This is a genomic window from Mycobacterium sp. MMS18-G62 (genome assembly GCF_053877835.1).
In genome coordinates this window covers 1,684,344-1,708,996 of sequence record NZ_CM132662.1, presented here as the reverse complement: position 1 = coordinate 1,708,996, position 24,653 = coordinate 1,684,344, and the positions used below count along the sequence as shown (strand labels likewise).

25 protein-coding genes and 3 tRNA genes are annotated in these 24,653 nt (G+C 65.8%); 12 read left to right on the top strand and 16 right to left on the bottom strand.

What is annotated here, in order from left to right; genetic code table 11:
* Positions 1 to 18: 18 nt before the first annotated feature.
* The 4 genes from ACWW36_RS08520 (at position 19) to ACWW36_RS08505 (ending at position 1,670) form a co-directional block, all read left to right on the top strand.
* Positions 19 to 909, top strand: a complete 891-nt coding sequence (locus tag ACWW36_RS08520) for a DUF3566 domain-containing protein (RefSeq protein WP_456141119.1) — start codon at positions 19 to 21, stop codon at positions 907 to 909.
* 83 nt (positions 910 to 992) lie between these two features.
* Positions 993 to 1,066, top strand: a tRNA-Ile gene (locus ACWW36_RS08515).
* Between the two features lie 128 nt (positions 1,067 to 1,194).
* Positions 1,195 to 1,267, top strand: a tRNA-Ala gene (locus ACWW36_RS08510).
* Positions 1,268 to 1,313: 46 nt separating this feature from the next.
* The gene (locus ACWW36_RS08505) at positions 1,314 to 1,670 is read left to right on the top strand and encodes a hypothetical protein (RefSeq protein ID WP_456141118.1); all 357 of its coding nucleotides are present in this window, start codon (positions 1,314 to 1,316) and stop codon (positions 1,668 to 1,670) included.
* 125 nt (positions 1,671 to 1,795) lie between these two features.
* Here the strand turns inward: ACWW36_RS08505 and ACWW36_RS08500 are convergent, their stop codons facing one another.
* The 3 genes from ACWW36_RS08500 to cwsA all read right to left on the bottom strand — a co-directional run bounded on the left by ACWW36_RS08500 (position 1,796) and on the right by cwsA (position 4,333).
* Complete coding sequence (locus ACWW36_RS08500) at positions 1,796 to 2,437, bottom strand: class I SAM-dependent methyltransferase (RefSeq protein ID WP_456141117.1); 642 nt, start codon at positions 2,435 to 2,437, stop codon at positions 1,796 to 1,798.
* 79 nt (positions 2,438 to 2,516) lie between these two features.
* Positions 2,517 to 3,866, bottom strand: a complete 1,350-nt coding sequence (locus tag ACWW36_RS08495; protein WP_456141116.1) for an L-serine ammonia-lyase — start codon at positions 3,864 to 3,866, stop codon at positions 2,517 to 2,519.
* 20 nt (positions 3,867 to 3,886) lie between these two features.
* Positions 3,887 to 4,333, bottom strand: coding sequence for a cell wall synthesis protein CwsA (cwsA, locus tag ACWW36_RS08490; RefSeq protein WP_456141115.1), 447 nt, complete (start codon positions 4,331 to 4,333; stop codon positions 3,887 to 3,889).
* A gap of 107 nt (positions 4,334 to 4,440) precedes the next feature.
* Between cwsA and ACWW36_RS08485 the strand changes: the two genes are divergently transcribed.
* The gene (locus tag ACWW36_RS08485; RefSeq protein WP_456141114.1) at positions 4,441 to 4,968 is read left to right on the top strand and encodes a peptidylprolyl isomerase; all 528 of its coding nucleotides are present in this window, start codon (positions 4,441 to 4,443) and stop codon (positions 4,966 to 4,968) included.
* A gap of 1 nt (position 4,969) precedes the next feature.
* Here ACWW36_RS08485 and ACWW36_RS08480 read toward each other — a convergent pair whose 3' ends face one another.
* Positions 4,970 to 5,395 carry a PH domain-containing protein gene (locus ACWW36_RS08480; protein WP_456141113.1) on the bottom strand — a complete coding sequence of 142 codons (426 nt, stop codon included), beginning with the start codon at positions 5,393 to 5,395 and terminating at the stop codon, positions 4,970 to 4,972.
* Positions 5,396 to 5,550: 155 nt separating this feature from the next.
* Positions 5,551 to 5,832, bottom strand: coding sequence for a cell division protein CrgA (gene crgA, locus ACWW36_RS08475; protein ID WP_456141112.1), 282 nt, complete (start codon positions 5,830 to 5,832; stop codon positions 5,551 to 5,553).
* Positions 5,833 to 5,930: 98 nt separating this feature from the next.
* Between crgA and ACWW36_RS08470 the strand changes: the two genes are divergently transcribed.
* Positions 5,931 to 6,680, top strand: coding sequence for a DUF881 domain-containing protein (locus tag ACWW36_RS08470; RefSeq protein WP_456141111.1), 750 nt, complete (start codon positions 5,931 to 5,933; stop codon positions 6,678 to 6,680).
* A gap of 92 nt (positions 6,681 to 6,772) precedes the next feature.
* A complete protein-coding gene (locus ACWW36_RS08465) occupies positions 6,773 to 7,447 on the top strand; it encodes an aminodeoxychorismate/anthranilate synthase component II (RefSeq protein ID WP_456141110.1) in 675 nt (224 codons plus the stop codon).
* Here the strand turns inward: ACWW36_RS08465 and pknB are convergent.
* The 7 genes from pknB to ACWW36_RS08430 all read right to left on the bottom strand — a co-directional run bounded on the left by pknB (position 7,425) and on the right by ACWW36_RS08430 (position 17,175).
* Positions 7,425 to 9,302, bottom strand: a complete 1,878-nt coding sequence (pknB, locus tag ACWW36_RS08460; RefSeq protein ID WP_456141109.1) for a Stk1 family PASTA domain-containing Ser/Thr kinase — start codon at positions 9,300 to 9,302, stop codon at positions 7,425 to 7,427. The two genes, ACWW36_RS08465 and pknB, sit on opposite strands and share 23 nt — an antisense overlap.
* Positions 9,299 to 10,612 carry a protein kinase domain-containing protein gene (locus tag ACWW36_RS08455; RefSeq protein ID WP_456141108.1) on the bottom strand — a complete coding sequence of 438 codons (1,314 nt, stop codon included), beginning with the start codon at positions 10,610 to 10,612 and terminating at the stop codon, positions 9,299 to 9,301. The genes pknB and ACWW36_RS08455 overlap by 4 nt, the downstream gene beginning before the upstream one ends.
* A gap of 97 nt (positions 10,613 to 10,709) precedes the next feature.
* Entirely contained in the window at positions 10,710 to 12,185 is a 1,476-nt protein-coding gene (gene pbpA / locus ACWW36_RS08450; protein WP_456141107.1) for a D,D-transpeptidase PbpA, read from the bottom strand.
* Entirely contained in the window at positions 12,182 to 13,591 is a 1,410-nt protein-coding gene (locus ACWW36_RS08445; RefSeq protein WP_456141106.1) for an FtsW/RodA/SpoVE family cell cycle protein, read from the bottom strand. Before ACWW36_RS08445 ends, pbpA begins: the two co-directional genes overlap by 4 nt.
* Positions 13,588 to 15,123: a PP2C family protein-serine/threonine phosphatase gene (locus ACWW36_RS08440; protein WP_456141105.1), complete on the bottom strand. Its 1,536-nt coding sequence runs from the start codon at positions 15,121 to 15,123 to the stop codon at positions 13,588 to 13,590. The genes ACWW36_RS08445 and ACWW36_RS08440 overlap by 4 nt, the downstream gene beginning before the upstream one ends.
* On the bottom strand, positions 15,120 to 15,587 hold the full coding sequence (locus ACWW36_RS08435; RefSeq protein ID WP_456141104.1) for an FHA domain-containing protein FhaB/FipA: 468 nt from the start codon (positions 15,585 to 15,587) through the stop codon (positions 15,120 to 15,122). Before ACWW36_RS08435 ends, ACWW36_RS08440 begins: the two co-directional genes overlap by 4 nt.
* 148 nt (positions 15,588 to 15,735) lie before the next feature.
* Positions 15,736 to 17,175 carry an FhaA domain-containing protein gene (locus tag ACWW36_RS08430; RefSeq protein ID WP_456141103.1) on the bottom strand — a complete coding sequence of 480 codons (1,440 nt, stop codon included), beginning with the start codon at positions 17,173 to 17,175 and terminating at the stop codon, positions 15,736 to 15,738.
* Between the two features lie 245 nt (positions 17,176 to 17,420).
* Here ACWW36_RS08430 and ACWW36_RS08425 point away from each other — a divergent pair.
* Positions 17,421 to 17,503: transfer RNA gene (locus tag ACWW36_RS08425), tRNA-Leu, on the top strand.
* Positions 17,504 to 17,598: 95 nt separating this feature from the next.
* On the opposite strand, the gene ACWW36_RS08420 is transcribed toward ACWW36_RS08425, so the two are convergent.
* Together ACWW36_RS08420 and ACWW36_RS08415 are read right to left on the bottom strand one after the other, a co-directional pair.
* Positions 17,599 to 18,258 (bottom strand): DUF4389 domain-containing protein, encoded by a 660-nt coding sequence (locus tag ACWW36_RS08420; protein WP_456141102.1) that lies wholly within the window; start codon positions 18,256 to 18,258, stop codon positions 17,599 to 17,601.
* Positions 18,259 to 18,290: 32 nt separating this feature from the next.
* Positions 18,291 to 18,527, bottom strand: a complete 237-nt coding sequence (locus ACWW36_RS08415) for a DUF4190 domain-containing protein (RefSeq protein ID WP_456141101.1) — start codon at positions 18,525 to 18,527, stop codon at positions 18,291 to 18,293.
* Positions 18,528 to 18,719: 192 nt separating this feature from the next.
* On the opposite strand from ACWW36_RS08415, the gene ACWW36_RS08410 reads away from it, so the two are divergent.
* Positions 18,720 to 19,904 carry a DUF7373 family lipoprotein gene (locus ACWW36_RS08410; protein ID WP_456141100.1) on the top strand — a complete coding sequence of 395 codons (1,185 nt, stop codon included), beginning with the start codon at positions 18,720 to 18,722 and terminating at the stop codon, positions 19,902 to 19,904.
* Between the two features lie 5 nt (positions 19,905 to 19,909).
* Here ACWW36_RS08410 and ACWW36_RS08405 read toward each other — a convergent pair whose 3' ends face one another.
* Complete coding sequence (locus ACWW36_RS08405) at positions 19,910 to 20,506, bottom strand: TetR/AcrR family transcriptional regulator (protein WP_456141099.1); 597 nt, start codon at positions 20,504 to 20,506, stop codon at positions 19,910 to 19,912.
* Between the two features lie 57 nt (positions 20,507 to 20,563).
* On the opposite strand from ACWW36_RS08405, the gene ACWW36_RS08400 reads away from it, so the two are divergent.
* Genes ACWW36_RS08400 through ACWW36_RS08390 form a run of 3 tightly spaced genes read left to right on the top strand, consistent with a single transcriptional unit; the run spans position 20,564 to position 23,802 of the window.
* Positions 20,564 to 22,816, top strand: a complete 2,253-nt coding sequence (locus ACWW36_RS08400) for a molybdopterin-dependent oxidoreductase (protein WP_456141098.1) — start codon at positions 20,564 to 20,566, stop codon at positions 22,814 to 22,816.
* Between the two features lie 12 nt (positions 22,817 to 22,828).
* Positions 22,829 to 23,326, top strand: a complete 498-nt coding sequence (locus tag ACWW36_RS08395) for a pyridoxamine 5'-phosphate oxidase family protein (protein WP_456141097.1) — start codon at positions 22,829 to 22,831, stop codon at positions 23,324 to 23,326.
* Positions 23,326 to 23,802 (top strand): nitroreductase family deazaflavin-dependent oxidoreductase, encoded by a 477-nt coding sequence (locus ACWW36_RS08390; protein ID WP_456141096.1) that lies wholly within the window; start codon positions 23,326 to 23,328, stop codon positions 23,800 to 23,802. Before ACWW36_RS08395 ends, ACWW36_RS08390 begins: the two co-directional genes overlap by 1 nt.
* On the opposite strand, the gene ACWW36_RS08385 is transcribed toward ACWW36_RS08390, so the two are convergent.
* On the bottom strand, positions 23,799 to 24,647 hold the full coding sequence (locus ACWW36_RS08385) for an acyl-CoA thioesterase domain-containing protein (RefSeq protein ID WP_456141095.1): 849 nt from the start codon (positions 24,645 to 24,647) through the stop codon (positions 23,799 to 23,801). The two genes, ACWW36_RS08390 and ACWW36_RS08385, sit on opposite strands and share 4 nt — an antisense overlap.
* Positions 24,648 to 24,653 lie beyond the last annotated feature (6 nt).

The window sequence follows — 24,653 nt, the reverse complement described above, 5'->3', positions numbered from 1 at the left end:
GACGTTAAGGAGCCGTAGGTGAGTTCACCGAACGAGCCGGGATACCCGCGGGCGGGCGACGGTCCCGGCAGCGGCAACGGCTCCCCCGCTCACGAAGGTGGTTCGCTCGGCAACGCGGCGTCGCGCACCGGCCCACTGCCGGCCGGTCATGTCTCGGAGGCGGGCGACACTCCTCCTTGGCAGCGCGGGCCCGCGGCTCGAGCCGCGCGGCAGACGCATCGTCCACCCCAAGAATCCTCGGCGCACACCGAGGCACCCCGCGGCGCAGCGGGGCACTCCCCCGGCGTGGACGCCCGGCTGAACCGCTTCATCTCCGGCGGGTCGACGTCATCAGCGTCGTCAACTCACGAGCAGGACGGCCCGCCGCGGGCCGAACGGACCGAAGCCGCGCGGCCAGAGGCGTACGCCAGCGAGCTCCCGGATCTCTCGGGGCCGACGCCTCGCCCGTCGCAGCCACGCAAACCCGCACCCGAGCGGCCCTCGCAAGAACCGGTGAGCCGGACGACGGCGACCAGCCGCATCCAGGTCGGCGGCCGGCAGCACAAGGGACCGGTGCGCGCCAGCATGCAGATCCGCCGGATCGATCCGTGGAGCACGCTGAAGGTGTCGCTCGTGTTGTCGGTCGCGCTGTTTTTCGTGTGGATGATCGCCGTCGCATTCCTCTACCTGGTGCTCGGCGGCATGGGCGTGTGGAGCAAGCTCAACAGCAACGTCGGCGATCTGCTCACCAGCGGGGGCGGCAGCGGTGGCGAGCTGGTATCCAGCGGAACGATCTTCGGTGGCGCCACGTTGGTGGGTCTGGTGAACATCGTGCTGCTGACCGCGATGGCCACGTGTGGGGCGTTCATCTACAACCTGACCACCGACTTGGTCGGCGGCGTGGAAGTCACCCTGGCGGATCGCGACTGAGGTTCTCTTGCTCCTCGCGTCCGCGGGTTTGGGCCGAGGCAGGCCGTTGCGGTAATCTCGTCGCTCGGCCATACGGGTTTTACGGGGCTATAGCTCAGGCGGTTAGAGCGCTTCGCTGATAACGAAGAGGTCGGAGGTTCGAGTCCTCCTAGCCCCACGGAAAGGTTCACACCATGAAGCTGGTGTTGCTGTTCGCAGCAGCGGTAGTGGCGGTGATCGTGTGGAGGTCACGGCACGGCGCAGAGGTGTGGCACACAGCGGCCCAAGCACCGACCTGACCGATCAGGGGCCTTAGCTCAGTTGGTAGAGCGCTGCCTTTGCAAGGCAGAAGTCAGGGGTTCGAATCCCCTAGGCTCCACAAAATTTCATGGTGCGGTTGAAAACGTCGTTGATACGTTCATCGCATGGAGGCAATCGGCTCTCGGCAGCGCAACCAGCCCGCGCCGCCGAAGGCTGTTTTCGATGACCTGTGCGATCCGCATCGTCAGCCGATTCGTCCGTGGCTGGATCTTCTCGACGACGAAATCGCGCCGACAGTAATCGAATCCGATGAACCACATCGTGTGGTCTGGTCGTCGCTGTGGGTGAAGCGCACGGACGCCCGCGTGCAATTCGACCTAGAGGCCGCGCGTGGCGGCACCGATCTGCGATGGACGCTCTACGTCGACGAGCCCGTCCCCGATGAGCGTCTCACCCGGCACATGTGCAAACGAGTGGGCGAACTCATCAACGCGAATCTGCGGTACACCTATGGCCAATGACGGTCAGCACTCCACCACGTGGAGGGCGACGCCGCCGAGTCGAGGCTGACGTGGTGAGTTCCGTCCCCGTGCAACGCCATTCGCGCCGCCCGGCGGTAGTGGTCGACGGTGACATCAACGCGCAATCAGGTGGAGCTGCGCGCAAAGATGACGGCTCCGGGGACTTCCTCGTCTGGCCTGAGAACCAGTTCGGCCTCGATCGTGAACCCCGTATCACGAAGCCAGCCCACGACCCTGCTCGGCGGCCGGTGGTAACTGTCAACATTGATCGAGCGACCCGTGTAGCCCTCTGACGTGTGTTGTGTTTCGTCACCGACATGAAACCCGACCAGCAGCGGACACCCTGGACGCAACACTCGGCGGAACTGTTCGAACACACCGGGCACGGCGTGGTCGGGCACGTGGATCACAGACCAGAACGCGAGCACGCCGGCAACGGAGTTGTCCGCCAGGTCGAGGTCGGTCATCGTCCCGACCTCGAAGCGTAGGTCGGGGTAGTTGCGCCGCGCGATCGCGATCATCTCGGGCGAAAGGTCGATGCCGAACGCGTCCACCCCGGCGTCGTGGAGGTAGCGGGTGACGTACCCCGGCCCGCAGCCGACATCGGCGACTGGTCCGCCTCCGGCACCGCGCACCAACTCAGCGAACAACGCCAGGCTTCCGCGTAGGTAAGGCCTCTCGCCGAGCAGCCCGTGTACCTTCTCGGCGTACCCGGAGGCGTCGGTGTCGTAGGAGGATCGGGTATCGGACAGCCAGGTGTCAGGCATGGGCGACATGGTCCCTCAACAACCTCCTGCCCTCCAACAACTAATGCACACTTTCCGGCCCGCTGATGGCCAATGACGGTCAACACTCCACAACGTTGAGGGCTAGGCCGCCGAGCGACGTCTCCTTGTATTTGTCCTTCATGTCGGCGCCGGTGTCGCGCATCGTCTTGATCGCCGTGTCGAGGCTGACATGGTGAGTTCCGTCGCCGTGCAACGCCATTCGCGCGGCGGTGATCGCCTTGACCGACGCGACGGCGTTGCGTTCGATGCACGGAATCTGCACCAACCCGCCCACTGGGTCACACGTCAGTCCGAGGTTGTGCTCGATGCCGATCTCGGCCGCGTTCTCCACCTGCGCCGGCGTTCCGCCCATGACGGCCGCGAGCCCGGCGGCGGCCATCGAACATGCCGAGCCCACCTCGCCCTGGCAGCCGACCTCCGCACCGGATATCGACGCGTTCGCCTTGAACAGCTGCCCGATCGCCGCGGCCGTCAGCAGGAACTCGACGATGCCGTCGTGGCTGGCGCCAGGCACGAACCGCCAGTAGTAGTGCAGCACCGCAGGAATTACGCCCGCCGCCCCATTCGTCGGCGCTGTGACGACCCGGCCGCCGCCCGCGTTCTCCTCGTTGACCGCCAGCGCGTAGACCGTCAGCCAGTCCATCGCATACAACGGATCGTTAGAGTCCAACGCCTCGGCCAGCAAACGCGCGCGCCGCTTGACGCCGAGCTTTCCCGGCAGCGTGCCCGTCGCGGCCAGACCGGCGTCGACGCATTCACGCATCGCCGACCAGATCCGCAGTAATCCGCGTCGAAGGTCAGGCTCGCGACCGAGTGCGGCTTCATTGCGCGCCATCAGCTCGGCGATGCTGCATCCGTGCTCCGTCGCCAGTGCGACAAGCTCCGCTGCCGTGCTGAACGGATACGGGACGGCCAATTCGTCGCGCTTACCCGAGCGGGCTTCGTCGTCGTCGACGACGAACCCCCCACCGACCGAGTAGTACACGCGTCGGCTCAAGACCTGGCCGTCGGCGTATGCGACGAACACCATGCCGTTGCTGTGAAACTCCATGGCTTGCAAGGACATAACGATGTCGTCGGACGGATTGAAGTCGACGGTGTGAACACCGCACAGCAGCAGTTTGCGGTCAGTCTGGATGGCTTCGACACGGGTGCGCGCCGCGGCGGGATCTACCGTCTCGGGCTCGTAACCCTCCAGCCCGAGCATCACCGCGCCCGGAGTGCCGTGGCCGGCACCGGTCGCGCCAAGCGAGCCGTAAAGCTCGATCCGCACGCGGCTCACATGCGGCAGCAGACCATCGTCGGCGAGATGCCTTGCGAATCGACGCGCAGCCCGCATCGGGCCGACGGTATGCGAGCTTGACGGCCCGATGCCGATCGAGAACAGATCGAAGACAGAGACGGCCATCAGACTCTGCTCGTAGCAAACTACGGTTTGGGTGCGACGTCGACGCTGGGCGGGCGCGACTGGCTCGCGGCGGACGGCTCAGGTTGCGACGACCGCCGGATGATCGAGAACGCCACCGCTCCCCCAGCCAGCGTCACGACGCCGAGTGCGACCAGGACGAGCGGCCGACGACGACGCCGCGACTTGCGAGCATCCTGCAGCGCCGCCGGGAGGCTTGCGACCACTTCTTGGGCAGCGGCCAATTCCTGTGCGAGCGATTCCTGTACGGCCGCGACGTCTTCACGAAGCTGGCTGCGCAGCCGGCCGTTGCGATACCGGTTGCCTATCCACGACGCGGACGACTGAGCACCGTGCAGCCCGAGACCCAGCGTGCCAAGCGTGACGTCGACCGGTCCGACCGTCGAATATTTCAGCCCGCGGGTCAACCGCTGGCCGGACGTCAACCGGTCATCCGTCTTCGAGCTCATAGGGCACCTCTTTCGCGGCCGGGGTGGGATCGACTCCAGCCTGCCATCAACCGCAAGCAAGCGGTGCCCGGTTGGTCGCCGAAGCGGGCGTGGCACACTGGCATCCCGTGACGAGCCCCATTCAGACCGCGACCGCGACACTGCACACCAACCGCGGCGACATCAAGATCGCTCTGTTCGGAAACCACGCCCCGAAGACCGTCGCCAACTTCGTCGGACTGGCGCAGGGCACCAAGGACTACAGCACCGAGAACGCATCGGGCGGCTCATCGGGACCGTTCTACGACGGCGCGGTGTTCCACCGCGTGATCGATGGCTTCATGATTCAGGGCGGCGACCCGACGGGCACCGGTCGCGGCGGCCCGGGGTACCAGTTCGCCGACGAGTTCCATCCCGAGTTGCAGTTCGACAAGCCCTACCTGCTGGCGATGGCCAACGCGGGCCCGGGCACCAACGGCTCACAGTTCTTCATCACGGTCGGCAAGACGCCGCACCTGAACCGGCGCCACACGATCTTCGGTGAGGTCGTCGATCCGGAGTCGCAGAAGGTCGTCGACGAGATCGCCACCACAGCCGTCGACCGCAGCGATCGGCCGACCGATCCGGTGGTGATCGAGTCGATCACAGTCTCGTGACTCAGGCAGGATTCGAGCCGGCGTAGCCGGCCGTAGTGAGTGCGTCGAGCACGTTCAAAGGGTCTGTGCCCAAGTCCCATCGGGTGAAGACCAGCAGTTGATCGTCGGCTGTATCGACCTCGAGCAGACGGACCTTGCGCGCGATTCGCCGGAATTCGGTGATCCGGATGAGCTTGATATCTGTGCGCTGGAACACGTTTGTTCGCCACAAACCACGGGTAAGTAGTCCGTCGGCAGTGATTGCCAGTTTTGGGCGTGCCCGCCACGAGAGGCTTGCAAACACGAGCAAACCCACTGCGGCTATCCCGATCAGAATCCGCCCGGGCGCATCTGTGACCACGGTCACAGCGAGGATAGCCAAGATAAGTCCTGATATGGCGCACGCTGCGATTCCAAACGGCGACGGGCTCCACTCTGTTTGCTGCATGGGGTATTCACACCCTTTTACCGTTGCTAATGAGGTTATCCACAAGTGCTATCCCCAATGGGGATGAATCACATCAGTGTGATCTGGTGACCGCAGGGTTGCTAAACGGGTAACGCGCGGAGACCAAGTTAAATTCATACCAATGGTCGGTACGGCTAGCGCCAGCGCATCGTGAGCAACAAACCGGTGATCATGAAAGCAAAGGCGATGGCGTAGTTCCACTGCGCGAGGTCGGCCATCCAACGAAGCGCAGACGGAGCGCTGGCGCCGCTGCCCGCGAGCTGGAACACGATCAGCCACGCCAAGCCGATCAGCATCAGACCACAGAACAAGACGACGAACCACACGCTCGACGGCCCTGCCTTGACCTTGACCGGCGTCCGGCTCACCGGGTTGATGGTGAAGTCGTTCTTCTTACGGACTTTGGACTTGGGCATGGTTACCTTCGAAGACAGTCGGGGTCATACGGTGCGACGATGTAGGTACGAGCCTAACGTAGCCGTGCTGCCAGCCCGAATTCCCGAAAGAGGCGCCGATGGACCAGCCGCGTCCTTCCATCTGGCGCTTCGGGGTGCCCGTCGTGTGTCTGCTGGCGGGGCTCTTGCTTGCGGCGACGCATGGTGTGTCCGGCGGCGATGAGATCCGGCGCAGCGATGCGCCGCGGTTGGTCGACCTGGTCCGCGAGACTCAGCTGTCGGTGGACCGGCTCGCGGCTCAACGCGACTCGTTGGTGACGACGATCGACACCCACCACGGGGGCTCTCCGGGCGCTGACGCGGCGCTGACGGCGATTACCAAGCGTTCGGCCAGTCTCGCGGTAGACGCCGGCCTGGATCCGATGCGAGGACCCGGTCTGGTCGTGACGCTCAACGACGCGCAGCGCGACGCCGAGGGCCGCTTCCCGCGCGACGCCTCCCCCGACGACCTCGTCGTGCATCAGCAGGACATCGAGGCGGTGCTCAATGCGCTGTGGAGTGCGGGCGCCGAAGGCATTCAGGTGCAGGATCAGCGGATCATCGGCACGTCGGCGCCCCGCTGTGTCGGCAATACGCTTCTACTCAACGGACGCACGTACAGCCCGCCGTACGTCGTCATTGCGATCGGCGACGTTCCCGCGATGCAGGCGGCGCTCGCCGCGGCCCCACTCGTCACTCTGTACAAGCAGTATGTCGTCCGGTTCGGGCTGGGCTACTCCGAAGTGCCGCGGGCGCAAGTCGACCTCGTCGGGCACACCGATCCGGTGCGGATGAAGTACGCCAAGCCGGCGGGCCCGATCGGCTACTGAGCAGCTGTTCGCTCTGCGCCTATGGCGCAAAAGTGCGAGTAGCCGACGCCCTCACCGCAGAGTGAACCCGGGTTTCCCAGTAGCCTGGTCCGATGCGGGTCCTCGTCGTCGACAACTACGACAGCTTCGTGTTCAACCTGGTCCAGTACCTGGGCCAGCTCGGTGTGCACGCGGAGGTGTGGCGTAACGACGACGACCGCCTCGCCACCGACGGCGACATCGCCAAGGCCGCCGAGCAGTTTGACGGTGTGCTGCTCTCCCCCGGCCCTGGCACGCCAGAGCGTGCCGGAGCGTCGATCCCGCTCGTGAAAGCGTGCGCCGCGACGAAGACGCCGCTGCTTGGCGTGTGCCTCGGTCACCAAGCCATCGGCGTGGCGTTCGGCGGCACCGTCGACCGCGCGCCCGAACTGCTGCACGGCAAGACCAGCACGGTCTTCCACTCCAATGCTGGTGTGCTGCAAGGCCTTCCGAACCCGTTTACCGCGACGCGGTACCACTCGCTGACGATCCTGCCGGACACCGTGCCCGCCGAGCTCGAGGTGATCGCTCGCACCGAGGGCGGCGTCATCATGGGCGTGCGGCATACCGAGCTGCCGATCCACGGCGTCCAGTTCCACCCCGAGTCGATCCTCACCGAGGGTGGACATCGCATGCTGGCCAACTGGCTCGGCTACTGCGGCGCGGCTCCAGCCGAAGCCCTCGTCAAACAACTCGAGGACGAGGTCGCGAACGCCGTGCAGGCCGCTACGACGCGAACGCCAGCGTGATATTTGCGTCCTTGTTCACCGGGGTGCCCGGCGACGGGGACTGAGTTACCACAGCGTTGGACCGCTGGCCGCTGTTGTCCACGTTGGGCAGCTTGACCAGCTGCCCTGTCCAACCAAAGGCGCCGCGCAGATTCGGCTCGGCGTCAATCCAGAACTGCCCCACCAGATTCGGCATGATGAACTGATTTCCTCGTGACACCTGGATCTGAATCTGTGTGTCGACCGGCACGATCTGACCCGCGGCCGGGTTGGTTCCGACCACCTGACCGACTGGCGCGGTGCTGTCGACCTGTGTCGATAGCGAGTTCGTGAACTCTGCGCCCTTGAGGATCTGTGTACAGACATCGGCGGTCTGGCCAGTGCAGTCGGGGACTGGCTTGGTCGTGGGGCCGCCGCCCACGACGATCGTGATCTGGTTGGTAATCGCCGTCGTCTGATTGGCCGGCGGATTGGTGGCCATTACCTTGTCCTTCAACTCGGGAGGTGAAGGGTTCGTCGCTCGTTCGAACTTGCCGAATCCAGCCTGTGTGAGCTTCTGGACGCAGTCGGCGTAGGTCAGTCCCTTGCAATCCACGACCTCGCGCTGCTGCGGGCCGGTGGAGATGTTGATTGTGATCTCGTCTCCCGCGCTGACGGAAGCACCGGCAGCGGGATCGGTGCTGATGGCGTGATCGACCGCAGTCGAATTGTCCGGTTGCTGGTTGGTCTTCGTCTTGAAGCCGGCGTTCTGGAGCGTGGCGATCGCCTCGTCCCTGCTCTGGCCGTGTACGTCGGGGACCTGCACGTCGTGGGTGTTGCCGCCGAACATGTTGATCGCCACAGTCACGGCGACCGTCAGCACCGCCAGCACCGCGACGGCGATCAGCCAGCGGCCCACCGATCCGCCGCGTTCCTTGTCGTCGTATCCCGGCCCGCGACCGGGCTCGGGATCGATCGGTTCGGTGCGGTACTGCGACGGCGTCGAGGCCAGCAACGAGGTGCGTTCGGCGTCGGTGAACACCTTCGGCGCTTCCGGCGGCTCGCCGCTGTGCACGCGCACCAGGTCAGCGCGCATCTCCGCGGCCGTCTGGTAGCGGTTGTCGGGGTTCTTGGCCAGCGCCTTGAGCACCACCGCATCGAGCTCTGGCGAGATGCCGTTGTGCCGCTGCGACGGCGGCACCGGGTCCTCGCGCACATGCTGGTACGCCACCGCGACGGGTGAATCACCGACGAAAGGTGGCTCCCCCGTGAGTATTTCGTAGAGCACGCAGCCCAGCGAGTACACGTCGGAGCGGGCATCGACCTTCTCACCGCGGGCTTGCTCGGGCGACAGGTACTGCGCCGTCCCGATCACCGCGGCGGTCTGGGTGACACTGCTGGAATCGGCCAGCGCGCGGGCGATGCCGAAGTCCATCACCTTCACAGCGCCGTTCTTGCTGATCATGATGTTGGCCGGTTTGACGTCGCGGTGGATGATGCCGTGCTGATGGCTGAAGTTCAGTGCCTGGCACGCGTCGGCGATGACCTCGATGGCACGCTTGGGCTCCATCGGCCCGTCGGTGTGCACGATGTCTCGCAGGGTGACCCCGTCGACGAACTCCATGACGATGTAGGGCAGCGGACCCGTCGGCGTCTCGGCTTCTCCGGTGTCGTACACCGCGACGATCGCCGGATGGTTCAGCGCCGCCGCATTCTGCGCTTCGCGGCGAAACCTCAGATAAAAACTTGGATCGCGGGCCAGGTCGGCGCGCAGCACTTTGATCGCGACGTCGCGGTGTAGCCGCAGGTCGCGGGCCAAGTGCACCTCGGACATACCGCCGAAACCGAGAATTTCGCCGATCTCATACCGGTCGGACAGGTGCTGTGGGGTCGTCATTGCCATGTCTGTTCAGAAGCCAATCGCGTCACCTGCACCGTTGCAGGAGACAAAAACGCATCGAGTCGGGGTACCCCGAATTCTTCCCCACCATGACTGACGGCACCGCCACGGGTCCAGTCGGGCATCGCTGACGGCGTCTGGAACGGGGTCGTCTCGGTGATCGTGTTGGTCACCGTCGGCGGGGGCGGGCCCTTGTCCTTCTTATCCTGCGCGTTGAGCACGATCAGGATCGCGATGACGATCGCCAGTGCACCGAGCACACCTGCCGCCCACAGCAGCGCACGCTGACCCGACGAGAAGGTGCGCCGGGGCGGGGGAGTGCTGCGGTGGCTTCCGGTTGCCGGTCGCACCCGGGCAGCGGTCGCCGGGGACCGCCCCGTCAGATCGGCTGCCGCGCGTGCCTGCGCGGCCGACGGCACCGCCGCCGGCGTGGCGCGTCCGATCGACGGCGCCTGGTTGGGCCTCGGTGGCCGGCGGCCGGACCGTACGGCGGCCACCGCGTCGGCGAACGGCCCGCCCGAGCGGTACCGCATGCCCGGGTTCTTCACCAACGTGATCTCGATCAGCTCGCGCACATTCGGCGGCAGATCGGCCGGAAGCGGCGGCGGCGTCTCCTTGATGTGCTTCATCGCCACGGTCAACGCGCCGTCGCCGGTGAACGGTCGTTTGCCTGAAACCGATTCGTAGCCAACAACTCCCAGCGAGTACACATCACTGGCGGCCGTGGCGTCGTGGCCCAGCGCCTGCTCCGGTGCGATGTACTGCGCGGTGCCCATCACCATGCCGGTCTGGGTCACCGGCGCAGCGTCGACGGCCTTGGCGATGCCGAAGTCGGTCAGCTTCACCTGACCCGTCGGCGTGATCAGGATGTTGCCGGGCTTGACGTCGCGGTGCACCAGCCCCGCGGTGTGCGCGACCTGCAACGCGCGGCCGGTCTGCTCCAGCATGTCCAGGGCGTGCCGTAGCGACAGCCGGCCGGTCCGCTTGAGCACCGAGTTCAACGGTTCACCGTTGACCAGTTCCATCACCAGGTAGGCCGTTCGGCCTTCGCCGTCCATCTCGGTCTCGCCGTAGTCGTACACGCTGGCGATGCCGGGATGGTTGAGCATCGCGACGGTGCGCGCCTCGGCGCGGAACCGTTCGACGAATTCGGGGTCGGTGGAGTACTCCGCCTTGAGCACCTTGATCGCGACACGGCGGCCCAACCGCGAGTCGATGCCTTCCCACACCTGGCCCATGCCGCCGGTGGCGATCAGTCGCTGCAGCCGGTAGCGGCCGGACAGCGTCACTCCGACGCGCGGGCTCATTGCTCGTCTCCCGCTCGTCCCCTGCCCTGCGGGCGTGGGCCCACCGGTCCTCGCGCGTTCCGCGCTGCGATCCTCACTCGCGTTCGCCTTCGCGGGCTCATGATCCCTCCCGCAAGGCCGCCGCGATGGTGGCCCGTCCGATCGGTGCCGCCACGGCGCCTCCGGTGGCGTTGAGCCGGTCGCCGCCGTTCTCGACCAGCACGGCAACCGCAACTTTGGGAGCTCGAGCTGGTGCGAAGGCGATGTACCAGGCATGCGGCGGAGTGTTGCGGGGGTCAGTACCGTGCTCCGCAGTGCCGGTCTTGGATGCGATCTGCACGCCGGCGATGGCTCCCTTCTGCTGCGTCACCTGCTCGGCGGCGACCATCAGATCCGTAAGTGTATCTGCGACCTGCTCCGACACCGCCCGTCGCTCTTGCTGCGGGGCCGTGGTGGCGATGTTGGAAAGGTCGGGTCCCTTCAGGCTATCGACCAAGTACGGCCGCATCGCTACCCCTTTATTCGCGATGGTTGCGGCCACCTGCGCGTTCTGTAGGGGAGTGAGTGCGACGTCTTTCTGCCCAATGCTCGACATGCCGACCGCCGCGGCATCGGACATCGGGCCGACGGTGGATTCGGCGACCTCGAGCGGAATCGGAGGGGGAGGGCTGTCGAGGCCGAACGAGAAGGCCGTCGCCCGCAGCGCCTCGGCACCGGTGTTGATGCCGAGCTGTACGAATGCGGTGTTGCACGACTTCGCGAACGCGTCGTGCAGTGAGACGGTCGCGCCTGGGCCGCATGCCGAGCCGGCGAAGTTCTCGAGCGTCGCCGTGCTGTCGGGCAACGGAATCCGTGCCGCCGACGTGAGCTGTGTGTTCTCGGCGGCACCGTGCTGAAGCGCCGCCGCGGTGGTGATCACCTTGAACGTCGAACCGGGCGGGTAGGCCTCTGAGATCGCCCTGTTCAGCAGCGGGGAGTTCGGGTCGTCCCGCAGTTGTTGCCACACCTGCGACTGCTGTTCGACGTCGTGCGTCGCAAGCAGGTTCGGGTCGTACGACGGTGCCGACACCATCGCGAGGACCTTGCCGGTCGAGGGCTCGAGCGCGACCACTGCGCCCTTGCATCCTCCGTTGCAGCCGTGCTCCATCGCGTCCCACGCGGCTTGCTGCACTTGCGGATTGACCGTGGTCGCGACGTTGCCGCCGCGAGGGTCACGGCCGGTGAAGAAGTCGGCCAGCCGTCGGCCGAACAACCGCTGATCGGAACCGTTGAGGATGCTGTCCTCGGCACGCTCCAGGCCGGTGCTCGAATACCGCAGCGAGTAAAACCCGGTCACCGGGGCATAGGCGAGCGGATTGGGATACACACGCAGGAATCGAAAGCGTCCGTTGGTCGACACCGAATACGCCAGCAACTGGCCGCCCGCCGAAATCTGGCCCCGCTGGCGCGAGTACTCGTCGAGAAGGACACGCTGGTTGCGCGGATCCGATCGCAGCCCGTCGGCCCTAAACACTTGCGTCAGTGTGGCATTGGCCAACAACAGCACGATCAACACCATGATCGTGACGGAAATGCGGCGCAGCGAGGTGTTCATACTTTCTCGATCACCTCGGTACCGGCTGCCGCGATCGACGTGTTGTGGGGCCGCGTGTCGATCGGCCGCCTGGCGGCGTGCGAGATGCGGACCAGGATCGCCAGCAGGACGTAGTTCGCCAGCAGCGACGAGCCGCCATACGACATCCACGGTGTCGTCAAGCCGGTCAGCGGGATCAGCTTGGTGACCCCACCGACGACGATGAACAACTGGATCGCAAGCGTCGATGCAAGGCCCGCGGCGAGCAGCTTTCCGAAGCTGTCGCGCACGGCGATCGCGGTGCGCAGGCCGCGGATGATGAGGATGGTGTAGAGCATGAGCACCGCGGCCAGACCGACGAGGCCGAGCTCTTCCCCGATCGCGGCGACGATGAAGTCTGTGGACGCGGCGGGCACCGTGCCGGGCTGGCCGTTGCCGAGGCCGGTCCCGAATATCCCGCCGGTCGCAAAGCTGAACAGCGACTGCACCATTTGATAGCCGGCGCCGTCGGGGTCCGCGAACGGATCCATCCACGTCTGCACGCGGACGCGGACGTGGTCGAAAACGTAATACGCCGCAACGCTTCCCGCGGCAAACAGGGCCAGCCCGATGGCCACCCAGCTGAACCGCTCAGTCGCGATGTAGACCAGGACGAGGAACGACGCGTACAGCAGCAGCGACGTGCCGAGGTCCTTCTCGAAGACCATCACGCCGATCGACGCCACCCAGGCCGCAAGCAGCGGCGCGAGGTCTCGTGGACGCGGTAGATCCATACCGGCGAAGTGCTTACCGGCGCTTGTGAACAGGCTGCGTTTGGACACCAGCACCGACGCGAAGAAGATCAGCAGCAAGATCTTTGAGAACTCCGCGGGCTGAATTGAGAAGCCAGGCAACCGAATCCAGATCTTCGCGCCGTTCTGCTCCGACATCGACCGGGGGAGCACCGCGGGAATCGCCAGGAGGACAAGGCCGGTCAATCCGCAGACGTAGCCGTAGCGGGCGAGGACTCGGTGGTCCTTCAGGAAGATCACGACGAGCGAGAACGCGACCACACCGACCAGGGTCCACAGCATCTGCTGATTGGCGGTTCCGCCCAAACCCCGTGACGCCCGATCACCCTGAGCGAGGTCGAGCCGGTGAATCATGACGAGCCCCAGGCCGTTTAACAGCGCGACGACCGGTAGCAGCAGCGGGTCGGCGTACGGGGCGAACCGCCGGACGGTCAGGTGCGCGCCGGTGAACAGCGCAAGGTAGGCAACGGTGTACTGGGCCATATCCCAATGCAGACCGTGCTCTTGGTTGGCCTCGACCAGCAGCAGCGCCACCGTGGTGATCAGTGCCGCGAAGCCAAGCAGAATCAGCTCTGAATTACGCCGATTCGGCAGCGGCGGCATCACCGCGACGGGGGACTGCGGCTGGGTCGTCATGACACTTCCCGGCAGTTCGTTCCCGGTTGCGGTGGTGGGGGAGGAAGGGCGGTGACCGTTGGCGCCGGGGTCGACGTCGGTGGCGGGGGCGGCGGTGCAGGCGGGGCTGGTGGTGGTGCTGGCCCCGGCGGTGGAGGTGGCGGCGCCGTCACTGTCGTGGGAGTCTCGGGAGCCGGTGTGCCACTGCCTGATTCGGGAATGCCGGGATTGGCGGGCGTATCCGGGAGATGGGGCGTCGTCGTGGTGGGCGTCGGCGTGCGCGGCGCGCACGTGGGCAGGACCGAGCTTCGAGCGAGCTCCTCGATCTGGGCGATGGCGTCGTCCAGGGTGCCCGACGGGAGGCCTGCGATCACCTGGGCCCGCTCCGACGGCCGCATGTCGTTGACAGCGAGCATCCGGCAGTCGAGGTTGTCCTTGGCTTGGCCGGCACTGATGAGCGACAGTTCACTTCGCGCGTTCAGACAGCCCAACAGATAAGGCTCCTGAAGCGCTATGCCTAAAAAAGACCCCTGGACACCCCGCATGATCGACACGGTTCCGTCGTGTTCGCTGACGTAGTAGTTGCTGCGCACGATCTCGCGGCCGATGGCCAGACCCGCCAACACCACCAGAACCACGAGCGCTGCGGCGATCAGGATGCGACGACGTGATCGCGGCCGCCGCGCAGGCTCTTCTTCTGGTTGCGGCACAACGCGTTTGGCGGCGTTGCGGCGGGGGTTGAACGCCGACGCCCGGCCCGCCGCGGTATTGGGTGGGGCAACTTGGTCGTCGTCGCCGGAAACCGCGCCCGCAAGGATCGGCTGGGTTTGGCCGTAGTCGTAGTCGATGACGTCGGCCACCACCACGGTGACGTTGTCGGGTCCGCCGCCGCGCAGCGCCAATTCGATCAGCCGGTCGGCACTTTCGGCCACGTCGGGGATCTGCAGTGCCTCGAGGATGGTGTCGTGGCTCACCGGGTCGGACAACCCGTCGGAGCACAGCAGGTAACGGTCGCCGGCGCGCGCCTCGCGCATGATGAGTGTGGGCTCGACCTCGTGCCCGGTGAGCGCGCGCATGATCAGTGACCGCTGCGGATGGCTGTGCGCCTCCTCGGCGGTGATGCGGCCTTCGTCGACCAGCGTCTGGACGAATGTGTCGTCCTTGGTGATCTGGGTTAGCTCTCCGTCGCGCATGAGATAGCCACGGGAGTCGCCGATGTGGACAAGCCCAAGTCTGTTGCCCGCGAACAGGATTGCCGTGAGCGTCGTGCCCATCCCCTCGAGTTCGGGGTCTGCTTCCACGTGCGCGGCGATGGCCGAGTTGCCTTCGCGTACCGCGGCGTCAAGCTTGGACAGCAGGTCGCCGCCGGGCTCGTCGTCGTCGAGATGGGCGAGCGCGGCGATCACCAGTTGAGAGGCCACCTCTCCGGCGGCGTGCCCACCCATTCCGTCGGCCAGGGCAAGTAGGCGCGCGCCGGCGTATACCGAGTCCTCATTATTGGCGCGGACCAAACCGCGGTCGCTGCGAGCGGCGTATCGAAGGACAAGTGTCACGGGCGCAGCTCGATTACCGTCTTGCCGATTCGAACCGGCGTGCCCATCGGAACGCGTACCGCCGTCGTCACCTTCGCCCTGTCAAGGTATGTACCGTTGGTCGATCCTAGGTCCTCTACGTACCATTCCGAACCTCGTGGGGAGAGCCTGGCGTGCCGCGTCGACGCGTAGTCGTCGGTGAGCACCAGCGTGGAGTCGTCGGCACGGCCGATCAGCACCGGCTGGCTGCCGAGCGTGATGCGGGTGCCGACCAATGCGCCCTCGGTCACGACGAGCTGGCGTGCCACGTGGCGCCGGCCGCGGTTGGGCAGCAACGAACCGCGCAACGCCAGTCCCCGCCGCACCATGACCGCTCCGGTCGGCGCATAGATGTCTGTTCGCAAGATCCTTAATACCGACCAGATAAACAGCCACAGCAACAACAGGAAACCGACGCGCGTCAGCTGCAGTACTAACCCCTGCATCTGACGTCCTCTCCGTCCCCGTCCCGTTCTCGTTGCGCCGGCACCAGAATAGGTTCAGCCACCATCGGCAACGTCACGATACTTGGACGGCGAGCGACGTGAAGGGGAAGCGATCAGCTTCGCCCTCCGCTTCGGCCGGCCTAGGCCCTCAGTGAACTCGGACGATGATCTCGGAGTGGCCGAGCCGGATCACGTCGCCGTCCGCCAATTGCCACTCCTGCACGGGTGCGTTGTTCACCGTCGTGCCGTTGGTCGAATTGAGGTCGGAAAGCAGTGCGACCTGGCCGTCCCAGCGGATCTCCAGGTGCCGGCGTGACACACCGGTGTCGGGCAGGCGGAACTGCGCGTCCTGACCGCGGCCGATCACGTTGGCGCCTTCACGCAGCTGGTAGGTGCGGCCGCTGCCGTCGTCGAGCTGCAGCGTCACGCTGGTGCCGCCGGCCGGGTAGTCGCCCTGGCCGTAACCGCCGCCGTAGCCGCCTTGCCCTGCAGGTGGGCCGTAGTCGTATCCGCCACCGGCCGGTTCGGCGTAGCCCGGCTCGGCGTAACCGGCGCCGCCCGCCGGCTCGCCGTAGCGTCCGTAGTCCGGCTGGGCGTAGTCCTGCCTGCCGTAGGGCTGGCCGCCGTAGCCGCCCTGGTCCGGGTAGCCGGCCTGGTCGGGATAGCCACCCTGGTCCGGGTAGGCCGGCCGCGGCTCGGGACGGCCGTAGCCGGCGTCGTCGGGACGACCCGGGCCTGGCGGGCGACTGTAGTCGTAGTCGCCGGCCGGAGCGCCATACCCTTGGCCGCCAACCTGCGGTGGGCCGTAGCCACCGGGCTGCTGCCGGTAGCCCTGGTCGGGGTAGCCGCCGCCGGCCGGAGGGCCGTACCCGGCGGGCGGGCGCTGCTCATATGACTGCGGCGGGTAGCCGGCCTGGTCGGGATAGCCACCCTGGTCCGGGTAGCCGCCCTGATCGGGGTAAGCCGGACGCGGCGGATAGCCCTGCTCGCCTTGCGGTGGATAGCCGCCCTGCTCCTGCGGGGGGTATGGGCCGCGCGGCTCCTGGCCTCGCGGATCGTCCTCGTGGCGGCCGTACCGCTCGTCGTAGTACTCGTCGGCGGGCCGTCCCGGTCCCTGGCCGCCGCGGTAGCTCGGATTGTCGGTCATCGGTGCTACTCCTGGTTCTGCGGTGAACGCACGATTGGGTTGGTCTGCGGCGGGCTCGCCAGCGGTCGAATCGGGATTGACCGCACCACGCGCGCGGAATTGTCCGGTGTGCAGGTTCGGTGACTGCTCAAATCTGACGACCACATCACCATACGTTTGCCATCCCTGCTCATGGATGTAACCCTCCAAGTGCTTGGCGAAAGCGGTTGATGTGAGGTCCGGATCAGCGCTCACCTTCTGATAGTCAGGCACACTGAGAGTAATGACGTAGTCGTTTGGCGCCAAAATACGTCCGCCAAGCACTTCGCGTGCTCCGGTATCGGCTTCCCGGCGAAGCATTGCCTCTACTTCTTGCGGCACAATTGATCCACCGAAAACCCGGGCGAACGCATCACCGACGGTTGATTCGAGTTTGCGCTCGATGCGGTCGACTAGACCCATATCACCGCCCGCCTCGCTCGTAGTTTCCGTCAGTCCTGCTCACGCGCCCGCGGCCCAGCGTGTCGCGTGGCCACATCGCGTACTTGCATGGTATCGGCCCAGCGCAGCGGTGCGGGACCAACAGAATTCTGAGAATCGAATCGAGCCAGGTCAGCCGCGCGATCTTGAACTACTGGCAGGCGCTGGCAAGCCTCCGTACGGTTGGGGAGCACGGTGGGGTGCGTGATAGGCTCCCCCGGTTGTTGGGGCGAGTGGCGGAATGGCAGACGCGCTGGCTTCAGGTGCCAGTGTCCTTCGGGACGTGGGGGTTCAAGTCCCCCTTCGCCCACACAAATAGCGGTTCGACGTTAAGTCCACGAAACCAAAAGGCTTCGTGGCCTTGGTGTTTAGTGGGTTGAATTGGGCCCGCCGCGGGCCGCGGGTTCAGGCACCGAGACGGAACGGCGGGTACTTGTCCGTCGCCAGCAGGAATGCGTACGCGATCACCCGGTAATTCCAGCGCAGGACGCCCACGCTGAAGGTGAACAAAGGTCGCGGGTAACGCCCGGTGATGACGATGGCGAACCACGCGATGATGACGGCAACCGTCGACACCACGGTGAGCGCTAGCAGCACGATGTAATGCGGAATCGCCAGCAACCATTTCACGAGCGGCAACCAGCGGCTCAACTCCTGCGAGGCATCGGGGTAGCGGACCGCCAAGTGAACAGCTTGAGCCTCGTCGGTCGACGGGTACTCGTCGCGTAGCAGGTAGAGATAGGCCGCGACCCGACTTTGCAGCATCAGAAGCCCGACGTTCCAGTCGAACCACCAGCGCGGGTACTTGCGACGAAACACGATCATCAGCAGCGGCGCGAGAACCAACACGCCGCCGACATAGGAGAAATTGGGGACTGTCACTGTCCACGGCTCAACGCCCCATGAAGCAGACAATCCGCCAAATCCGTTTGCCCCGACAAGAATTGCGACCAGCACCAGTATCGGCAATGCGAGAACGAGGCGGAATGCCGTCTTCCAGCGGCTCAGTTGCTGCGGATAGTCGACGTCGAACGTGAGAGCGTAGCCGTTTGTAAGCGGGTGCATCGATGTCCCCTGATCGTGTGGGCCGACGTGCCTTACACGCTGTAGGCGATGACTCCGATTACAGCGACCACCACCGCGATGAGCCCTAGATAGCCGAGCACAAGCCCTGCCAGAGCCAAACCGTCGCCGCGCTCGCCGGTCCGGAGGATCTGCGCTCGCGCGATATGCCCGGTTGGGATGGCTAACAGGGGGAAGACGAAACCCAGCACCAACGCGACGACCGCCAGTGAATTTGTTCGTGGATTCGTCTGTTGCACAGCGTTGCTCATCGCGCTCCTTCGTGACAGTAGAGGACCACCCGGCTCAGCAGACGTCCAGGCAATCCATAGACGATTCACATACTCGAACGGTTCAACCGTTCTGCAGATCTCGACGAACCGGCGGAGCGCAATTTCTTGAGTGTTCGGACATCACGCCGCGGGCGCGTGGTATTCGGCTGCGCGCACGGTAGCTTTTTGCGAATGCGGCTCGCGTGCATCGCGCTTGTATCGGTCATGGCTCTGGTGCCGTCGTGCTCCACGGCGGTGGAAGGCTCCGCGGTAAAGGGTGAGAAAGCCCCGCCGCCGCCCTCGGTGGATATCAGCAAGCTCGATGTCGGGCCGTACCCGACCGAACCGAGCGCGCCACTGGGGGTCGCGGGTAACCCGATGCGGGGCGCTCTGATCGAGGCGCAGCGGATGGCCAACAACGTCGTCGGTCCGTGGGAGGTCGATTCCACGCTGACGAAGTGGTTCGGCCTGGGCGCGATGGTGTTGAAGAGCCCCGACGCCCTTACGTTGATCGGCCCGGAGCAGTTCGCACCGGCCGTGGGCGCACACGACTTCATCAACGGGTTCGCGACTTCCCGTGCTGCCGAGGATCAGAAAATCCTGCTGAACGCGGTGCTGAGGTTCGGCGACGACGCTTCGGCGGGTGCAGCCGCAGCCGATCTGAGCGATGTTGCGCAAAAGACAGGGACTCCGCCCGTGCAGCGCGCGGCGATCCCCGGCCATTCCGATGCGCAGGCGACGAGCTATAGCGTCACCGAGAACAAGACCGGCAAGCAGTGGGCAGCGGTGCGTTCGTTTACCGCGCACGGGTCGTATGTGTTCATGCAGCTGGCCCAGGTCGTCGACGGCGTGGATGTGGCGCTCGGGCTCGTGGCGAAAACGCTTGACATGCAAGGACCGTTGATCGACAAGTTCCGGGCGACCGATCCCGCGGAGTTCGCCGACATTTCGATCGACCCGACCGGGCTGCTGGCCCGCACACTGCCGGTGCCGGAGAAGGAAGCCACCGTCGTCCAGAACACGACGTACGAACAGCGCGGCGCGCTGCAATTCCAGAGCGACCCGGCGCGCTCGGCGAAGTTGTTCTCGGATACCGGAATGGATCTGGTCGCGATGGCGAAGACGAATGTCTACCAGACCAAGGATGCCGGGGGAGCGGCCAAGATCGTCGACGGGTTCTTCGCGGAACTGCAACCGACGTCGCAGCCCGCTGACGCCGTGGTGAACCTGCCGGGTAGCCGCTGTCTTCAGTTGGAGGACAAGACCTTCTACTGCCTGGGCGCGGCCGACAAGTACGCGATCGAGACGACGTCGAAGAACCTGCTGGATGCACGGCAGCAGATCGCTGCGCAGTACGCAATGCTGCTCAAGGGCTGAGGGCCCTAGGCAAGAACTCCACGCAGCACCAGTTCGGCCAGCTCGCTGGCCGCGGAGTCGACGTCCTTGACGCGCCGCACGCACACCGCGTACCACGCGCCGCCGGCGATGACGTCCATGATCGTGTCCGCGCCGATGCCCGGCCGCGCCGTGCCGGCGTCAACCGCCTGAGCGACTCGCTCGGCAAGCTGGCCCCGTGCCGTCGCCTCCAGGCGATCGCCGAGCACCCGGCGCATCCGCCGATCCGACCGTAAGTCGTTGAGCAGTCCCGGAATTGCCTCCCGCACCGCGGGATCGCCGTACATCCTCAGCGCGCCGCGGCACAACCGGGTGATCTCGGCGATGAAGTCGTCCTCAGGCGCTTCGGGGCCAAGGTCGGGGAACAGCGCCTCGTGCACCAACTGCGCCTTGGAACTCCACCGGCGATACACCGCGGGCCTGCTCACGCCCGCAGTCGTCGCGATCAGGTCGATGGTCGTGGCCGCGTAGCCACGCTCGATGAGCAGCCGTTTCGTCGCGGCCAGCACCGCAGCATCGATCGCCGGGTCACGCCGTGAGCCCTGGCGCCGGTGTCGCCGCACCGCCGTATCCGCGTCCACCATTCCCCCTCGCCGCATTTGTCGTTACAGTGTGTCACAACAAATCGATGGAGGGCAGCGATGACCGCCAGACTGACCCAACCCTTGGCCGACATCGGCGAAGACGGCCGGCACGTCTACACCTGTCCCCTCTGTGAAGCCATGTGCGGCTTGGAGATTCAGGTCGACGGCGGGCGGGTGGCAAGCATCCGCGGCAATCACGACGACACCTGGAGCCACGGCCACATCTGCCCGAAGGGCGCCACACTCGGCGCGGTTCACGAGGACCCCGACCGGATCCGCCGGCCGATGATCAAGGTCGACGGGCAATGGCAGGAGGTCAGTTGGGACGCGGCCTTCCGGCGCTGCACGAAGCTGCTCGCCCCGGTCATCGAGAAGTACGGAATCGGCGCGGTGACTTGCTACACCGGCAACCCGCTCGCGCACTCCTTCTCTCTGGGCCGCTACACCGGCGTGCTGCTCGGCATGTCGGGTATCCCGCTCAGCTACTCGCCGGGCACGGTCGACCAGTGGCCGAAGAACCTGTCGTCGCATCTGATGTACGGCGGGTGGTGGACGTTCCCGGTACCGGACATCGAGCGCACCGACTTACTTATCGTGATGGGAGCCAACCCGGCCGCTTCGCAGGGTTCACTGCTCGCCGCGCCGGACGTGATGGGCATCATCGACGGAATTCGCAAGCGCGGCAAGGTCATCGTGATCGACCCCGTCCGCACTGCCACCGCCGACCGCGCCGACGACTGGCTGCCGATCACGCCGGGCACCGACGCCGCGCTGCTGCTCGCCATCGTGCACACACTGTTCGACGAGAAGCTTGTGTCATTGGGCGATATCGCGCAGCACGTCGACGGTGTCGAGCGGATGCGTGCGGTAGCCGTCGAGTGGTCGCCCGAACGCGTCGCACCCGCCACGGGAATCGCCGCGGACCGTATCCGCGCACTGGCCCGCGACCTGGCCGCCACCGAGCGCGCCGTCGTCTACGGCCGAATCGGGTTGTGCAACCAGGAATTCGGCAGCCTGGCCAGCTGGCTCGTCGACGTGGTCAACATCCTCACCGGCCACTTCGACACTCCTGGCGGATCTATGTTTCCGCGCGCCGCGGCGTGGTCCGTCACGGTGCAGCCCATCCCTGGCCTCGAAGACGGGGCGCCCGAATTCGGCCGGTTCCGGACGCGCGTCCGCGGCGCCAAGGAAGTACTGGGCCAAGTGCCGGTGTCGTGTTTGGCCGAAGAGATCGCGACGCCGGGGGAGGGCCAGATCAAGGCGCTGATCACCGTCGCGGGCAACCCGGTCCTGTCGACACCCGCGGGGCACAAACTCGACGAAGTGCTGCCGACGCTCGACGCCATGATCGCCGTCGACATGTGGCTCAACGAGACCACCCGCCACGCCGACGTCATCCTGCCTGCCCCATCTCCGCTGGAGCAGCCGCACCACGACGACCTGATCTTGAACTTCGCGATCAACAGCATCGCCAACTACTCACGCCCGGTCTTCGAACCCGAAGACCCCGACCGCCCCGAGGAGTGGGAAATCCTCATCCGGCTCACCGGGTTGTGCACCGGCACCCCCGCGGAGGACGTCGACGTCGCCGCCATCGACGACGGGTTCTTCGACTACATGGCCTTCACCCAGGGTCTCGACGGTGCGACCATCCGGCAGCACTACGAGCGCGGCGGGCCGGAGCGGATCCTCGATTTGACCCTGCGCACCGGTCCATTCGGGGATCGATACGGCGAAAACCCTGACGGCCTGACGTTGGACAAGCTGAAATCCGAGCCGAACGGCATCAACTTCGGGCCGATGGTTCCTCAAGTACCCGAAATTCTGGGCACCTCGGATCACAAGATCCGCCTGGCCCCGCAGTACCTGCTCGACGACTTGCCGCGGCTGGCCGAGCGGCTCGACCGCGCCCCCGATGAACTGGTCTTGGTGAGCCGACGCCATCTGCGGTCGAACAATTCGTGGTTGCACAACGTCGCGCCATTGATGAAGGGCAAGGACCGCTGCACCCTGCTGATCCACGAGGACGACGCGACGAAGCGTGGTCTGGTGACGGGCGACGTGGTCACAGTGACGTCCGCGGGCGGGCAGATCGAGGTACCCGTCGAGGTGACCGACGCGATCATGCCGGGCGTGGTGTCCATGCCGCATGGCTGGGGCCACGGCAAGACGGGCACGCGCATGAATATTGCCAACGGTTCGCCGGGCGTGAACACCAACATTCTGTCGCCGCCCACATTCATCGACGAACCGTCGGGGAACGGCGCACTGAACGGCATCCCGGTGACGGTCACCGCCGTCGGCGCCTGATAGGCATTAGGCGTGGGCAATAACGAACGCGCGAAGATCGTCATGACCGACGACGAGATCGCGGAATTCATCGAGCGCAGCCGGACCGCGACGATGGCCACCCTGCTGGCCGACGGCCGGCCGCACCTGGTCGCGATGTGGTACGCGGTGGTCGACGGCGAGATTTGGTTCGAGACGAAGGCGAAATCGCAGAAGGCCGTCAATGTGCGCCGCAATCCGACGATCACGGTGATGATCGAGGACGGCCAGACCTACGACACGCTGCGCGGCGTGTCGATCGACGGAAAAGCCGAGATCGTCGACGACCCGGAAACCATTCTGCGCGTTGGCATTAGCGTCTGGGAGCGCTACACAGGGCCGTACACCGACGAGATGCGCCCGTTCATCGACCAGATGATGAACAACCGGATCTGCGTGCGGGTGGTGCCGGAGCGGATGCGCAGCTGGGACCATCGCAAGCTCGGCATGCCGGCGATGCCTGTCGGCGGCAGCACGGCGCAGTACCTCTGATGCCGCAGGAACGTCCGAAGCAGCTGGACTCGCCGCTACTGCCGAAGATCTTCAAGTACGCCGGAAAGGCGCACGTGTGGGTCTACCGGCGCACCGGCGGGAAGATCGGCGGAAAGTGGCGCATCGGCGCGGGTTTTCGCAAGCCGGTGCCGACGCTCCTGCTCGAGCACCGCGGCCGCAAGTCCGGCAAGGTGTTTGTCACGCCATTGCTGTACATGTTCGACGGGCCGAACGTCGTGATCGTCGCGTCGCAGGGTGGACGGCCCGAGGACCCGCAGTGGTACCGCAATCTGACGGCGAATCCGGAGACCTATGTCGAGATCGGCGCCGACCGGCGCGCGGTGCACGCCGCCACGGCGAGCCCCGAGGAGCGGGCGCGGCTCTGGCCGAAGCTCGTGGACCTCTACGCGGACTTCGACAATTACCAGTCCTGGACTGACCGTCAGATTCCCGTGGTGGTCCTGTCGCCGCGTTAAGGATGCGGCGGGTCGAAGCCGGGGTTCGACAATGCGTTGGCCACGCCGCTGCCGATCGGGCCGTGCTGGTCGACGATCGTGGCGACTCCGGTCGCGACGCCTGCGTGGCTGTAATGGGTGAGCGCCGCCAACCCGAGGTACGGCCCTTCGGGTAGGCGGCTGAGCGTCAGCGTGTAGTCGGCGTTGATGAACTGCAAACCCTCTGCCCCGAAATGGGTTAACGAGCTGACCATGTCTCCGGCCATCGCTGCTCGGGTGAAGGGCGTCAGTTCTTCACCGTCGATCAGAGGCCTGATGTCGCGCACCCATATGTACTTCGGTCCCGCGTGTTGCCACGCATCGAGCCCGAAGCCGGGGCCCGGAGTGTGTTCGCTCTTGCCGTAGGTCCACACCAGCATCGCCAAGCCCCGTGGGATCGGATCGGGTGTGGGTGGAATGGGCGGCATGGTCACCGGCGACGACCAGATCTCATCGGTCGGCTGCTCGCCGCGGCGCAGAAACAAGCCGCTCGCGCGGGCGACGACGGTGTCGGATTGCGTCATCACCGCGTCGACCAACCTCAGCCGGCGGCCCTGGCGAGAGACTGTGGTGTCGACGCGCACCGGCGCCAGTGCGGCGGGCCGGAACAGGTCGACGGTGAGACGTGCGGGCTGGAACTCGGGATCGCCCGCGTCGCGCTCGAGGACATGCCCGAGCAGGCCGCCGACGTAGTTGCCGCTGATCGTCTGGCCCCACGGCCCGCGGGCGATGGACTGCGGTACGAACATGTCGCCATCGGCAACGAAGAATGCCGATGGCCCGCTGCGTGAAGCCGGAGCGTCGGCCGCCCGGTCCTGTGTCGTCATTGCGAC

Coding starts and splice junctions, on each gene's coding strand:
- ACWW36_RS08505 (WP_456141118.1), top strand. CDS start 1,314: ATGGAGGCAATCGGCTCTCGGCAGCGCAACCAGCCCGCGCCGCCGAAG.
- ACWW36_RS08500 (WP_456141117.1), bottom strand. CDS start 2,437: ATGCCTGACACCTGGCTGTCCGATACCCGATCCTCCTACGACACCGAC.
- ACWW36_RS08495 (WP_456141116.1), bottom strand. CDS start 3,866: ATGGCCGTCTCTGTCTTCGATCTGTTCTCGATCGGCATCGGGCCGTCA.
- cwsA (WP_456141115.1), bottom strand. CDS start 4,333: ATGAGCTCGAAGACGGATGACCGGTTGACGTCCGGCCAGCGGTTGACC.
- ACWW36_RS08480 (WP_456141113.1), bottom strand. CDS start 5,395: ATGCAGCAAACAGAGTGGAGCCCGTCGCCGTTTGGAATCGCAGCGTGC.
- crgA (WP_456141112.1), bottom strand. CDS start 5,832: ATGCCCAAGTCCAAAGTCCGTAAGAAGAACGACTTCACCATCAACCCG.
- ACWW36_RS08470 (WP_456141111.1), top strand. CDS start 5,931: ATGGACCAGCCGCGTCCTTCCATCTGGCGCTTCGGGGTGCCCGTCGTG.
- ACWW36_RS08465 (WP_456141110.1), top strand. CDS start 6,773: ATGCGGGTCCTCGTCGTCGACAACTACGACAGCTTCGTGTTCAACCTG.
- pknB (WP_456141109.1), bottom strand. CDS start 9,302: ATGACGACCCCACAGCACCTGTCCGACCGGTATGAGATCGGCGAAATT.
- ACWW36_RS08455 (WP_456141108.1), bottom strand. CDS start 10,612: ATGAGCCCGCGCGTCGGAGTGACGCTGTCCGGCCGCTACCGGCTGCAG.
- pbpA (WP_456141107.1), bottom strand. CDS start 12,185: ATGAACACCTCGCTGCGCCGCATTTCCGTCACGATCATGGTGTTGATC.
- ACWW36_RS08445 (WP_456141106.1), bottom strand. CDS start 13,591: ATGACGACCCAGCCGCAGTCCCCCGTCGCGGTGATGCCGCCGCTGCCG.
- ACWW36_RS08435 (WP_456141104.1), bottom strand. CDS start 15,587: ATGCAGGGGTTAGTACTGCAGCTGACGCGCGTCGGTTTCCTGTTGTTG.
- ACWW36_RS08430 (WP_456141103.1), bottom strand. CDS start 17,175: ATGGGTCTAGTCGACCGCATCGAGCGCAAACTCGAATCAACCGTCGGT.
- ACWW36_RS08420 (WP_456141102.1), bottom strand. CDS start 18,258: ATGCACCCGCTTACAAACGGCTACGCTCTCACGTTCGACGTCGACTAT.
- ACWW36_RS08415 (WP_456141101.1), bottom strand. CDS start 18,527: ATGAGCAACGCTGTGCAACAGACGAATCCACGAACAAATTCACTGGCG.
- ACWW36_RS08410 (WP_456141100.1), top strand. CDS start 18,720: ATGCGGCTCGCGTGCATCGCGCTTGTATCGGTCATGGCTCTGGTGCCG.
- ACWW36_RS08405 (WP_456141099.1), bottom strand. CDS start 20,506: ATGGTGGACGCGGATACGGCGGTGCGGCGACACCGGCGCCAGGGCTCA.
- ACWW36_RS08400 (WP_456141098.1), top strand. CDS start 20,564: ATGACCGCCAGACTGACCCAACCCTTGGCCGACATCGGCGAAGACGGC.
- ACWW36_RS08390 (WP_456141096.1), top strand. CDS start 23,326: ATGCCGCAGGAACGTCCGAAGCAGCTGGACTCGCCGCTACTGCCGAAG.
- ACWW36_RS08385 (WP_456141095.1), bottom strand. CDS start 24,647: ATGACGACACAGGACCGGGCGGCCGACGCTCCGGCTTCACGCAGCGGG.